The organism is Gulosibacter hominis, assembly GCF_904842695.1.
In the GTDB taxonomy this organism is placed as follows: Bacteria; Actinomycetota; Actinomycetes; order Actinomycetales; family Microbacteriaceae; genus Gulosibacter; species Gulosibacter hominis.
This window is the reverse complement of record NZ_CAJGWQ010000025.1, coordinates 1-12,209: the sequence shown is the minus strand read 5'-3', so window position 1 is coordinate 12,209 and position 12,209 is coordinate 1. Positions and strand designations below refer to the sequence as shown.

The window sequence follows — 12,209 nt, the reverse complement described above, 5'->3', positions numbered from 1 at the left end:
GTTACGGTGGGTCATGGAACGGGTCTCCTTTCGGACGACGGATGTTTTCGACACCACCCATCGTGCCGGTCAGAGGCCCGTTCCTTCTACCCACACTCCGGTGGCCACAACGTCATGGCCCACAACACCTAGGCGCGCTCTCGCTCGCGATCCTGGCTATCGCTGCCGTGACCGCGATCATGAACGCCACCTGGTTGGCGTCGCCAATCACCTGGATCGTACTAGGCATCGTGGCAGCTGTGACCGTGGTCATTATCACGATCACGAAGCTGGCGCAGCACTGGGATGAAATCATGGCCTGGATCGGCCAAGTTGGCGAGAACGTCGGCCGCTGGTTCAGCGACGTTTGGAACGGCATCGCGTCCTGGTGGTCTGACCTGTGGAATGGTATCGGCGACTGGTGGGCGAGCTTGTGGGACGGACTATTTAGCTGGTGGTCTGACCTGTGGAATGGAATCCTCGGCTGGCTTAACGACTTGTGGAACGGCTTCGCGTCCTGGTGGGCCGATCTATGGAACGGACTGTTCGGCTGGGTGTCCGACCTCGGACAATTCGCATCGGATACCCTCGGCTGGATCGGCAGCTTGTCGGCCACCACCGACGCGACGATGACCGTCACCCACGCTGCTGCCGCCGCGTCCTATGACCCGATGCTGCCGATAGTCTTTACGCTCGCGAGCTTGCCGCCGATCATGCAGGCATTCGCGCCGCTCGCGACCGCCGCGAGCAGCACAGTCTCACGCACCGCTCACTACACGATCAACGTCAGCGGCGCGACCGACCGCGAAGCGACCGCCCGAGAAATCCGCGACATGATCCGCGACCTCGAACGATCTGAAGGGCGGCTGTAATGGTCGCAACATTCCGCCCAAAGAGCCGCGCCTACGGCATCGAGTCGATCAACGTCGGCGTGCGCCGTATCGGCGTAGGTGCTGCCGAGCTGACCCCGCCTCTCGAAGGCTTCGGCGGCGGCGACGCCAACCCCGTGAGCGTCGCGAATATCTCGATCCCGTGGGGACGTGAGCGCCTGACCGATGACGTGCAAGGTAACGCTTGGACCCTCGACCTTGCACTACTGCCCGGCAACAAGCTGCCGCATCTGGTAGGCGAGACTGTGCAAATCAAATTCGTGAGCGGCGCATGGATCAGCGGCAAGATCACGAAGCAGTCAATCAGCGTTCGCAAGATCAACGAGGTGACCGACGCCAGCGGTACCCGCGACGTGATGATGATCCGGCTAGTTGTCCGCGATCTGTTCGGTATGCTCGCGACTACGCACCTAGCTGGCGACGCCCCGCTACAGTCGCCGTGGCCGCGCGGCTGGAAACCCCAGCTCGCGCGCGTCCGCGCCGAGTACATCCGCAACAAGTTTGGCATCGCCCGCGCCGAAGCCTTGCCATCGGGTAACCTGCCGACGCTCACAGAAGCGCGGTTCAAAGGCGTGAAACAAAAAGACGGCACCGCATGGACGATGCAGCCGCCCTACAAAGCCGACAGCGTGCCGGACGCCCTCGCGATGCTCGCGAGCTGCTACGCTGCCGCAATCACCGCCGCCTGGCCTGTCGTGCACGATGGCGGGCTAAAGACCGGGCGACCTGGAGCGCCAGGCACGCTGGCGTTAGCGCTCTCAGGCGGGCAGATAACGCTCTCGGTGAGCGGCTGCACGGCATGGCCAGCCGAGCGCTTAGAAATCGACCCCACCGCGTTCCCACAAACCGACTTCGACAGCCGGATCGGGCGCGTCCTGGTCACCTACACCGGGGACGAGCACGTTCTTACCGGCTCGGGATGGACGACCCCCTATAACCACTCTGGCGTTGCCGATTGGAGTCAATCGGGAGCACCGGCGACGTTCGACGCGGGCGAGTTGTTCTATAACGGCGGATGGTCATCAGGCGCGATCTCGGCGACCGATCCCGGCGCCAACTCGGCGCACATCGGCTACGGCGCGAACGGGGCGCACCGACGCGGCTACGAGCTCGCTGATTGGTTGTTTAAGTATTCGGCGCTCCCACGAATGCCGAAGGTGACGATCTCGACCAAGACCGGACGAGTTGCAGACCACCCGGATATGTTTACTCCCCGTGAGTTCCTTAAGGGGGCGAACCCGACTATCTACCTGCAAGGCTCGATATGGAATAGCCGCAAAGACATTCCCCGTTTCTGGCAGAGCGTCGGCGGCGAATATCGCGAGGACGACGAGCACGCCTATCATGACATCCAACTTGCTCCCGTATATGACACGAAGCCGCGCGACTTGACTATCTCGCAACTATTCCCGACAGCGAGCGCCGCGCCGCTGAAATTTGCCCCGCATATTCGGCTAAGCGACATTGCCGCTGCTACAGAAAGTAGGCTCTAGATTGGCGTTGCAATATACCCAAACAAATCGTATTCCGTACCTGTCCGCTTCGAGCTTGGCAAGCGACATCCAAAAATGTAGCTACAGTGCAGCCGCCCGCGTCGATCAGTTGGTGGAAGAACTCCGCACAGCGCAAGCGCCCGCCGCTTCAATGATGACGTGCACGCGCAGCGGCTCGCCCCGTAAGGTTGGCGGCACCGACCTAGGCCTAACATTTGGGGCCTACAGCTGGGACGCGCAGGAAGTAACCGGCGGCGCGATCACCCGCAGCGGGGCGACCTTTCAGCTGCAACCTGGCGCGTACCTGCTCAATTACCGAATCGTGCTTGACAAGCCCGTCCACGGCTTCGCCGCTATCGCAATCAAGATCAACGGCGGAACACCGACTCGGCAAACCTTCGCACAACCCGGCTGGCCGAATCCATCGACCGGCGCACCCGAAGCTGGCTATCTGTCGCTATTTACCGGCGTAGTACTCGACGCGCCAGGCACTATCGAGACGGTAGCCGCTCAGAACGCGAATGACGTACCGCAATTTAGCACGCTCACGATTGCACGAATATAGGAGCTACAAATGGACTTGAAAACACTCGCCGCAAAGCTAAACAGCAAATACCCTGACCGCAACTGGGATCAATGGTGCCAGGCGCTTATCTGGAATGCGATATATATTCTTTGTGGATATGTCGCAGATTCACAGATGACGACCTACCCGACGGCAGCAGCCGCCCGGAACGCTTCACGTATCGAGTCAACGAACGCCGCGACCGCGCCAGTCGGTGCGATCCACTATTGGCGCTACCCGGCAGAGGGGCACGTGGGTATCTCGCTCGGGCGCGGGCAGGTGCTTATGACCGGCACCCCTGACAGAGTGCCGGATCAGCTCGGCAAGAACTTCGGCGTAACGAGCGTCGGCCACTACACGCGCGTCACGGGTAACCCGTATCTCGGGTGGTCGCGCCGCAACGGCTCAAACGAAACGATTATAGGCAAGCTCGACACCGGGCCAACGAAAAGCATCACCGTTCCCAGCGTCGAGCAGTGGGCACTCATTCAGACCTGGCTCAAGCGCTTAGGGCGCTACCACGGCCCCGCCGACGGCGTACCCGGCATAAACACATGGAAGGGCATCCAGCGCACCGTAGCCGCCCGCGCTGGCTACACCGGCCCCATTGACGGCGTACCCGGCCCCAACACGTATAAGGCGATGCAGCGCTACGCCGCCGCCGGAGGTGGCTACACCGGCCCCATTGACGGCGTGCTAGGCCGCAACTCATGGCGCGGCTTCATTCAGCGGCTCACAAGCTAGGAGCGCACCGCATGACCGAAATCGTCGTCGCCGTGGTCAACGCCCTAGGACTAGTGCTCTCCACAGCCTGCACCGCCGCCCTAGGGGCGATCATCCCCAAGCTGCACAAGACCGAAAAAAACACCCAGCAGGTACTCGCGCAGGTAGCGAACTCGCACACGGTCAATCTCCGCGATGACCTCGACGCGAAGCATGCCGCCGTGATCCGCGAGCTGACCGCCCTAGCTGACGTCGCAGAAAGGAATCACCCAAATGATCCGTACTCCAAAGCACGCCGCGCCGCTGAGTCGCGCCGCCGCTCGCGACGCCCGAGAGCGTGGCCTGCGTACCTTGGTGCAAGGTTTCGCCGTTGACGTGCTGGTAGCCGTTGGCTCGACGATCCTGCTGGTACTCGGCGACATGCAGGACAGCGCGCTTATGACCGCGCTGGGATGGCAGACTATCGGCGTTAGTGTCTTGAAATCGGTGCTGACGGCTGCTGCTTCGTTCCTGGCGCGGCTCTCGACCCCACCGCTCTCGCAGCGCTAAGCGGCTAGCTGCTCGATAACACGTCGAGCGCTGGCCTGATCCGGCAGGATATAGGCCCGAGTCGTCACTGGCGACGCATGGCCTAGCAAATCCTGTACCACGAGGAGATCGCCACAACTCCTATGCGCAAGCGTGGCGAAGCGATGCCGCCCGGCGTGGAGCGTCCAAGCATCGGGAAGTACTCGCGTTGCCAGCTTGCCCACCCAGCGGGGCGAGAGGTGCCCGCTGTCGCTACCGGGAAAGGCGTAACCATCGATCTTGCGCAGCTCGCGCGCCAATCCATCCGGTAGCGGCAGCGTGCGCACCTTGCCGCCCTTGCCGTGCACGACGAGCGACCAACCAATGAGATCGGGCTGCACATCATCGCTATGCACCCGCGCGATCTCGGCGCGGCGTAGTCCAAGCTCGCAAGCTAGCCGCAGGATCAGCCGCGTTCTATCGTCCGCTGCTGCTAGCGCTGCTTCGAGCATCGGCGACGGCAGTGGGCGCGGCGCTGGCTTCGCCGCTTTCACGATAGGCAAGCTAGCAGCTGCATTGTTCTGGAGTCGCCCGGTCTCGACTGCCCAAGACCAGAAACCCCTGAACGTGGTACGCCGCCCGCGCCGTGTCTCGCGTGCCCATGTCTGCCCGCTTGCCCACTCGACGAGCAGCGCCCCGGTCACCTGCTCAGGTGCGCAGCCGATCCCGCGCGCTAGGTGTGAGAGGTGCTGGCGCCGTGTCTCGATGGTCGTATCTGGGGCACCGGCGGCGCGTTCAGCGCGGGCGTAGTCGGCTACGAGCGGCGCCCAGCTTGTCGGTAATGGGAATCGTTCTACAGTCATTCGACTATTCTCACGCGACGCGGCGCAGCTGCGAGACCCCAGAACAGAAGGTTAGGGGTTCGAGTCCCTTCGGGCGCGCGATAGGAAACACCTGATCAGAACAGCAAAATCGCCCCGCATCTCAGCACGAGAAAGCGGGGCTTTTTGCCGCCTGGGGTTATGTTGGGGTTATCAAAACCAAAACGCCCCAGGAAGGGAAGGGTAAGCTCCTGCCCTTGGTCTTGGCCAGCTGCTCGCGCGTTTAGTGTTGGAACGTGCGAATAGAACGTTCCGGTGTGGGATGGCGTAATGTCTGCCAATCCAGTTCAGGGCTACCCTCAGTGCCAGATACCCCCGTTTGGTGCTCGACCGGTCGAACGTGATGCCTGGTATTACCCTCGCGCGCGGGATACCCCCGAAACCGTCAGGGGAGAGAGACCCAAGGCCGCGGGGGTGTGGGGCGTGGTAGTGCCGAGAATGTTGAGGACTCCCCTTACTTGCCCGCGCGTGGTGCTGCCAACGTGTTCGGGGTGGATGGCAGGGCAGATCGCCGTGACGTTCGAGTTAGCGAAAACCGCTAACTATCGAAACAACCCGGGTGACTAACCGGGGGTGAAGGTGGGGGTAGCCAAGCGTCCATGACCTCAGGATGCTTGCCAAGGCATGAGGTTGGCCTAATCAGGCGCTAAACGCCCCTTAGATGCCAGATTGTGGAAAACCCCGTAGGGATATGGGCCCTAAGCCCCCGGGGTGCCTCAGCGGGGCAGGAGGGGTGTTAGCCCCACAAGTCTTGACCGATTGGGTTAGTTCTTGCGGGGCTAACTGCTGAGGCCGCTAGGAGGGCGGGCGCTCGCGGGGTGCATCCACCTGTTCCGGAGGTAACGGGAATACGGGGCGGCCTGAAGCTATGAGTTCCCACACTTCCCGATGGCGTTCTAATGGGTATCGATCGGGGTGCCTAATTGCGGCGTGAGTGATACTGACGCGCTGGCAAATGCCCCATTCGTCCAGGGATCCGGTTGCTGTCTGACACAGCGGGCAGATCGGCCATTGCTTCATCCCTCACCTGCTTTGTCGGTTGGCAGGATCGGGGCGAAGTTGACGGCCGCGAGCGCGGCGGCGCGTACCGGGTCTAATACCCCACTCGTGTCACTCGTGCCACTTGTGTCAGTTAGGTCAGTGGGGTGGGGAGTTGATTCAGGTGACCCGTGTGGTGTTTCGGCTACTCGTGTCACACCTTTACTCCCCCCGACCCCAGTGACCTGAGTGACCTGAGTGACCTGAGTAGGAACGGTTTCCGGGTCGATCATCCAAACCGTGCCACTCTGGAACTCGCGGGCACGTTCTGACTTAATACGCGGGACACGGCAACGCCTTCGCGCGTTCTTCACCTGTTCTTCGGTGAACCCGGCTGCCCGTCCTGCTTTACGCACGTCCATCGAAAGGGCTTCATAGCCGGGCTTCGATAGCAAGTAATCGACTAGCCATTGTTGTACTTCGTTGCGTTCCTCCCGTTCGTCCTCTGTTTCGCCCTGTGCCCGCAGAACATCGACCGCGCTACGGTCACACGGGGTGAACCCGACCACCCGCGCTACGTTGGCCGGTTCGTCCCCAGCTACCGGGATGCTGACACCCTCTAAACAAAATTCGAATTTACTTTCGGTATCGGGGGAGTAGTTCCCTTTCTCTCGTTCCATGAGCCGGGTGCCGTCATCTTCAGCCGCGAGTAGATACAAGCTACGGACGGCATCGCGAATAGCGTGCGACCCTGAAAGTAGATCACCGCCCGCCCCTGTCTTGCCCTTGTTTACGTGAGCGATGCCAAGAATCACGATATTCTTGCGCATCGCTAACGCCATGAGGGGATTCAGCGCACGCCGTACTTGTTCCGCTTTGGCGTGTTCACCTTCGACGGTGTTCATCACTGGAGACAACACGACAAGCGTTGCGTTCGTAGTCGTAATCGCCTCTTCAAGTAGCTCAATATCGTCAGGGAACTTCGGGGCACGGTACACCCCCGCCGTGTCGGTGGGGATGCCGGGGACATGGTGCACGCGGGCGAGGTCTGCCCCGGCGGCTTCGAGCCTTGGCCTCGTAATCTCGGCTACCGGGTCTTCGGACTCCCAATAAAGTACGTTGCCGGGCTTGTTGAACTGGTCCCCTTCGAGCTCCCCACGTGACACTCGCGCCGCGACATGTGCCGCGAAGGTGCTCTTACCTGCACTACCGCGCCCCGCGATAATACTTAGTGTTGACTGGGGTAGCATCCCGCTCCACAGCCACCGCAAACGCTTCGGTTCGATCTGGTCAAACGAAACGGTTTCCAGCCGTCGGGGTTTGATCGTGGTTACTAGTTCGAGGGAGTCCAAGCTACTGAACGCGAGATGATCGCTGATGTCTTTCCCTTCGAGGGGGCGACGGACCTCAATCGTCTCGACTCTCCCGGTTAGTGCTTTGACCACATCGCGCTCGTACTGCTCCCCTTGCTTGTCTTGATCGGGAACGACGATCACGCAACGTGCACCGTACAAGGGCGACCAATCGGAATGTTTCGCGGTTGTCGCGCCGCCGCTGGTCACGGCAACACCCCCGACAGCGGCCACGCTATCGGCATCCTTTTCGCCCTCCACGACATAGATAGGGATGCCCGCTGTTACTGCTTCACGTGCCCGGTTCGCGCCGTATAGGAGTCGTTTATCTGGTCCTGATGCTTGGCCCTTCGTGTTCGTGAACCCCTTACCGTTCGAGCGGGTCAGGTCACGAGTGGCAACCCATGCCGGTGAACCGTCTTCGCGCTCGCGAACATAGGTTCGTGTCGTCGCCCGGTCGTCGTAAAGGTCTCGCACTTCAAGGCCGATGGCCGTAGCGACCTCGTGCACCGCACAATGTTGGGAGTGGCAGAACGTGAGCACCTTATCCCCGGCTTGGCGTACGGAAAGGTTTTGGCCATCGCCGCCGTGGCAAACGGTCGTCGCTCTGAATCGGTCGCCTTGATCGTTCGTGATCTTGCCACCGTGGGAAATGATCGCGTTGCGTACCCGGTCGATTGCGTTAACCATTAGCAACACCCCCGGTTACTTCATCCGCGAGCACCTGAACGGTTACGCAAAGGTACTTGATCACGAGCAACGCGAGCGCGCGCGTTTCGAATGATCGTCCTACGAGTTGTTGCTGAACCACCCGGTTCACCATGTCTTCGCGAAGGTCTTCATAGGCCGGGTTCGTGGCAATAGCAACAAGTTCCATTGCGATTTCCGAAGCGTGTTCGTGAACGTTATTCAGCACCGTCTACCTCCAACACCCATGCGAGACTCATGAACTCTGCCCGGTCGGGTTCGCTCATTCGGGGCAACACATCGGCAACCGTGTCGCTCTTCGCTCGCACGTATTTCGTGAATAAGGCGTATGCCCGTTGAGTGTGCCGTTCCATTGCTTCAGCGTGCTCTACCGCGTGCAGGTGCAGACTCCGAGCCGCGTCAAAATCGGCACGGGTCGAATACATCACCGCATGGAGCTCCTTCGGGCTCGGCTCGCTGCCGTCGTTCAGGCGCAACAAACCCCAATCTTTCGCTTTGATGGACGCGATCAGACTGGCCATATCCAGACGCATAAGAACGTCCACCGCGGACGGATTCACAGTCGGTTGCATTACTCGCTCACCGCCTCGGGGTTGATCGCCCAAACCCTTGCAGGGTTCCCCATATGCGAAGGGCGACGCTCGCCGGTATCAATAACGAGGGCGAGCTGTGCGAGCTCGTGCCGTGCTGTTCCAACACGTTGCCGCGAGCGCACCGGATACCCCGCGTGAAGATACGCGGCGTGCAGCTCGTCGTCATTCATCGGCTGTTGCGCTAATAGTTCGAGCACAGCCGTTTGAACTGCCCCGACGCTGTCTAGCCCGATTTTCCAAGCATGTAGCGAAGTTTCGGGCTGATTACGGCGCGTTGTTCGCGTAAACTTAGGTCGGCCCCCCGCCGCGCCCGTCAATGCACGGGCGTTATTTTTTGTAGTCATTATGGTCACCTCCCTTGTCTCGCTACGCGCTTCGTGCTGCCCATTCGTTGGCGGGTTTGCCAAGCTCGGGATTCTTGAGAGCGCTCGCGGGGATGCGAACGATACGTGAGGTGATTTTGCGGGCGGGGAGTTCGCCCCGGTTGATCATTCGTTCGATAGTGCGAACGGATACACCTAAGAGTTCGGCGGCTTCTTGCTTGTTGTGCCAGCCGTGTACAGGCGTAGACATGAGAATGACCTCCTTGGCCAGTCAGTACCGCGCGCGTTATTGGGCGCGACGAATAATCTTGACTGTCCGTAGGCCGGGATTTCCGGTAATTAGGAGGTCTTTTGGCATGTGGTAGGTATGAAGCCTCTACCACCAGGCGCAAGCATCATAACACGACACAACGCGCCCCGGTGAGCCTGTATGGTCACTTAGGGCGGTGCTGCCCCGCGAGCTGCTTCAAGATCATGGGTGTTGAGATGTCCGCCCGGTCTAACCCCGCTGGCCACACCTTCGAGGCAAGCAACTGCAACCTAGGTCGGGTAGTGCGACAAGAGAGCTTGCACGTAGGGCAGGTGAGCGTGACGGCAACGGGGGCACCGTCTATGTTGTGTGTGCCACGCTGGTGGGCTACTTCGTATCGCCGCCCGCGGATAGTGCGTATCGAATTGCCTACTGAGTGTGTTCGCGGGGATGACGACCCTCCCGTGAGCAGGTAGTTCCTCTTGGCTATGTAGTCAGCTTTTGAGATGTCCCCAACCTCATATTGAAGCCGTAGTAGCTCCTCCTCTTCAGCCATGCGCGCGCGATCCCGTTCAAGGATTTTGGTGCTGACGACCATTTCCCACATAGGTGGCCAAGTGCCGAATTCGATGCCGTACCCCTCTACTTGCGGGTTCGCGTCTTTGAATATGTCGCGTAATAGTTGTTCTTCGAGCGAAACATAGGTCTCTGTTAGTTGCCGGGCGAAGTAGATCGCAAGTTCGGGGACGGGGTCGTTAGGCTCAGACTGAAGCCGCAAGAACCGTTTACGTTCAAGCTCTTGCTCCAGCTTGTAAAATGCGTCGGCAACAAGATGGCGCGGCCACGCAGCTTGTAGTTGTGTGAGATGCCGCCCCCTGTGTTGCCCCTTGCCCGTGCAGATCACCACAAACCGAGCGTTTTCGCGGCGCTCCTGATCGCCCGAATAATCTGCCCCCATCTCAAATGTCCTTAAATGCAGTAACTTCGCGGTCGCGGTTAATGGAGTCACGTTCGCACGCCTTGCGACCCGCCGCGAGTAAATCGAGCGATTCCCAATCAATCGCGCGCGCGACCCCTGCAAGATCACCAATCATCGTCCGTTCAAGGGCTTCTTTCAGCACCGTTAGCCTTCCTTCCGCAGCTGAATAACATTCGACGGTTCAAACGCGGGCAATGCAGGAATACGGTTCGACAACTCAGCACCACGCCCCGTAATCGCCTGATACGCCATAGCGGCATCCACCGAACCATGACCTAGAAACGCTTGCGTTTCCCGAAGTGTGCCACCTTGCTGGGCGAACATCGTCGCAGCGAAACCGCGAAGATCATGCCCCCGAACCTCACCCGGAACACCTGCGAGCGCCTTCGCCTTGTTCCAATAGGTTCGGAAAGTCGAGTCGTGAATGAACCCCTGCCCCTTAGCTGGGGGCACAAGCAACGACTCGGGGGACGGGGTCACAAACCTTTCGAGATGCGCACGAACCTGGGCGGTCACGTGTGAAGGTAGTGCCACCTCACGTATACCTTCCTCGGACTTCGGTGGGCAAACTAGCCACCCCGACCCTGGAATGTGTTGCGCTTGTCTGGTTACGTTCACGGTGAAGAACTGTTGCCCGGTTCCCGGGTGCTCACGCAGCGTGAGATCACGACGGCGCAACGCCTTCCATTCACCGATTCTCAAGCCGCCGAACGCAGCCATGAGCACGGGCGTTTTCCACATGTCGGGGAGGAAGTGCACGATTCGCGCCAATTCATCCACTGTTGGAATGCGGTGCTTAACGCCGGTTTTCGATTTCGTGAACTCCCTGGGCACCGGGTTCGTGTCAATTAGCCCATCCTCAACCGCAGTGTTGAGCACCATACGTAATAGGCGTGCTTCGCGTGCTGCCATAGTCTCGCCCGTGTAGGTAGCGTCTTCGGGTTCTAGGCCGCGTTCCTCGGCCTGATCGCGCCGGTCTTGGGTGATTTCAGTTACGCGATCCTTGTGCCATTTACGGACAAGAGCGGGCGTGATCTCTGATAGGGATACATCCGCAAACGATAGGAGCCCAGTGCGTAGATACCGTTCGTATTCGAGTCGGGTGCGTAGCGCGAGCGCCGCGCCCTTGGATGTACGTCGGGTATCGATACAAGCGGCGGCATACTCGCCAAACTTTTCGGCCTGAATGACTTTCGCGGGTTTCCAGGTGCCTGCCTCGATCTTGCCAAGCTCGCTACTTAGCCATGCTTCGGCCGTTCCTTTGCGGTCGAACGTTTGACTTGGGCGCGTCCCGTCGGGCGCGTAGTAGCGTGCTCGCCATCGTTTGCCGCGCCTCTCAATTGCGCCGCGTCGGTTGCCTCGTGCCACTCTCAAAGTCCTTGCGTTTGCATTGTCTGGGATAACCCCAGTGGGGTTATCTTGGGGTTATTCAAAGTGTAATCGTGTCATTTCCGGTCGTCTACTGACGCAACCCGATAACCCCTACATCCCAGTAAAAACAAGGGAACGACCACCAAAACACTGGAAACCCCAACGTTCCGCATAAACACTGAACCCACTGACTACGGATCAGAAGGTTAGGGGTTCGAGTCCCTTCGGGCGCGCATCGGACGCCCCGGCACCATCATCAGGTGCCGGGGCGTTTTCGTTTTCCAGTGTTCAAACTTTGTGGCAAATGACCCTGTTAGCACGCAAGTGACCCTGTTGTAGCAGGGTCATTTGGCAGTAAGAGGGTCATTTGTTGAAGGGAGAGGGAGAGAGCGTGCGGGCAGTCGCGAGGATGCAGAGTGCGGTGCGCTCCGCCTGCTATACCCCGTGCATCCCGCGCCCGCTGTACCCCGTGCATCCCGCGCCCGCTGTCTCCGCGCACCGAGCCCCACTTTGCATCCCCGCATCCGCGGCAAGTGACCCTGTTAGCAAGCAAGTGACCCTCCTGTTGCAGGGTCATTTGGCAATAAGAGGGTCACTTGCCGGGGAAGGGGAGAGGG

At 60.1% G+C, this 12,209-nt stretch carries 14 protein-coding genes; 6 read left to right on the top strand and 8 right to left on the bottom strand.

The window, feature by feature from the left end; genetic code table 11:
* The first annotated feature begins 167 nt into the window (after nt 1-167).
* The 6 genes from JMV54_RS10520 to JMV54_RS10495 all read left to right on the top strand — a co-directional run bounded on the left by JMV54_RS10520 (nt 168) and on the right by JMV54_RS10495 (nt 4,199).
* Complete coding sequence (locus JMV54_RS10520; RefSeq protein ID WP_201518877.1) at nt 168-851, top strand: phage tail tape measure protein; 684 nt, start codon at nt 168-170, stop codon at nt 849-851.
* On the top strand, nt 851-2,362 hold the full coding sequence (locus JMV54_RS10515; protein ID WP_201518876.1) for a hypothetical protein: 1,512 nt from the start codon (nt 851-853) through the stop codon (nt 2,360-2,362). The genes JMV54_RS10520 and JMV54_RS10515 overlap by 1 nt, the downstream gene beginning before the upstream one ends.
* Before the next feature lies 1 nt (nt 2,363).
* A complete protein-coding gene (locus JMV54_RS10510; protein WP_201518875.1) occupies nt 2,364-2,927 on the top strand; it encodes a hypothetical protein in 564 nt (187 codons plus the stop codon).
* A gap of 135 nt (nt 2,928-3,062) precedes the next feature.
* Nucleotides 3,063-3,671 (top strand): peptidoglycan-binding domain-containing protein, encoded by a 609-nt coding sequence (locus JMV54_RS10505; RefSeq protein WP_201518874.1) that lies wholly within the window; start codon nt 3,063-3,065, stop codon nt 3,669-3,671.
* An 11-nt stretch (nt 3,672-3,682) separates the two neighbouring features.
* Nucleotides 3,683-4,024, top strand: a complete 342-nt coding sequence (locus tag JMV54_RS10500) for a hypothetical protein (protein WP_201518873.1) — start codon at nt 3,683-3,685, stop codon at nt 4,022-4,024.
* Nucleotide 4,025: 1 nt separating this feature from the next.
* Nucleotides 4,026-4,199, top strand: coding sequence for a hypothetical protein (locus tag JMV54_RS10495; protein WP_201518872.1), 174 nt, complete (start codon nt 4,026-4,028; stop codon nt 4,197-4,199).
* Here the strand turns inward: JMV54_RS10495 and JMV54_RS10490 are convergent.
* The 8 genes from JMV54_RS10490 to JMV54_RS10455 all read right to left on the bottom strand — a co-directional run bounded on the left by JMV54_RS10490 (nt 4,196) and on the right by JMV54_RS10455 (nt 11,589).
* Nucleotides 4,196-5,020 (bottom strand): tyrosine-type recombinase/integrase, encoded by an 825-nt coding sequence (locus JMV54_RS10490; RefSeq protein ID WP_201518871.1) that lies wholly within the window; start codon nt 5,018-5,020, stop codon nt 4,196-4,198. The genes JMV54_RS10495 and JMV54_RS10490 overlap by 4 nt on opposite strands.
* A 1,034-nt stretch (nt 5,021-6,054) precedes the next feature.
* On the bottom strand, nt 6,055-8,058 hold the full coding sequence (locus JMV54_RS10485; protein ID WP_201518870.1) for an AAA family ATPase: 2,004 nt from the start codon (nt 8,056-8,058) through the stop codon (nt 6,055-6,057).
* Nucleotides 8,051-8,284, bottom strand: a complete 234-nt coding sequence (locus JMV54_RS10480; protein WP_201518869.1) for a hypothetical protein — start codon at nt 8,282-8,284, stop codon at nt 8,051-8,053. Before JMV54_RS10480 ends, JMV54_RS10485 begins: the two co-directional genes overlap by 8 nt.
* A complete protein-coding gene (locus JMV54_RS10475; RefSeq protein WP_201518868.1) occupies nt 8,274-8,648 on the bottom strand; it encodes a hypothetical protein in 375 nt (124 codons plus the stop codon). The genes JMV54_RS10480 and JMV54_RS10475 overlap by 11 nt, the downstream gene beginning before the upstream one ends.
* Nucleotides 8,648-8,839: a hypothetical protein gene (locus tag JMV54_RS10470; RefSeq protein ID WP_201518867.1), complete on the bottom strand. Its 192-nt coding sequence runs from the start codon at nt 8,837-8,839 to the stop codon at nt 8,648-8,650. Before JMV54_RS10470 ends, JMV54_RS10475 begins: the two co-directional genes overlap by 1 nt.
* A gap of 196 nt (nt 8,840-9,035) precedes the next feature.
* The gene (locus JMV54_RS10465; RefSeq protein ID WP_201518866.1) at nt 9,036-9,242 is read right to left on the bottom strand and encodes a helix-turn-helix domain-containing protein; all 207 of its coding nucleotides are present in this window, start codon (nt 9,240-9,242) and stop codon (nt 9,036-9,038) included.
* A 959-nt stretch (nt 9,243-10,201) separates the two neighbouring features.
* Entirely contained in the window at nt 10,202-10,363 is a 162-nt protein-coding gene (locus JMV54_RS10460; RefSeq protein ID WP_201518865.1) for a hypothetical protein, read from the bottom strand.
* Nucleotides 10,364-10,365: 2 nt separating this feature from the next.
* Nucleotides 10,366-11,589 (bottom strand): site-specific integrase, encoded by a 1,224-nt coding sequence (locus JMV54_RS10455; protein ID WP_201518864.1) that lies wholly within the window; start codon nt 11,587-11,589, stop codon nt 10,366-10,368.
* Nucleotides 11,590-12,209 lie beyond the last annotated feature (620 nt).

Coding starts and splice junctions, on each gene's coding strand:
- JMV54_RS10505 (WP_201518874.1), top strand. CDS start 3,063: ATGACGACCTACCCGACGGCAGCAGCCGCCCGGAACGCTTCACGTATC.
- JMV54_RS10475 (WP_201518868.1), bottom strand. CDS start 8,648: ATGCAACCGACTGTGAATCCGTCCGCGGTGGACGTTCTTATGCGTCTG.
- JMV54_RS10470 (WP_201518867.1), bottom strand. CDS start 8,839: ATGAATGACGACGAGCTGCACGCCGCGTATCTTCACGCGGGGTATCCG.
- JMV54_RS10500 (WP_201518873.1), top strand. CDS start 3,683: ATGACCGAAATCGTCGTCGCCGTGGTCAACGCCCTAGGACTAGTGCTC.
- JMV54_RS10490 (WP_201518871.1), bottom strand. CDS start 5,020: ATGACTGTAGAACGATTCCCATTACCGACAAGCTGGGCGCCGCTCGTA.
- JMV54_RS10485 (WP_201518870.1), bottom strand. CDS start 8,058: ATGGTTAACGCAATCGACCGGGTACGCAACGCGATCATTTCCCACGGT.
- JMV54_RS10515 (WP_201518876.1), top strand. CDS start 851: ATGGTCGCAACATTCCGCCCAAAGAGCCGCGCCTACGGCATCGAGTCG.
- JMV54_RS10465 (WP_201518866.1), bottom strand. CDS start 9,242: ATGTCTACGCCTGTACACGGCTGGCACAACAAGCAAGAAGCCGCCGAA.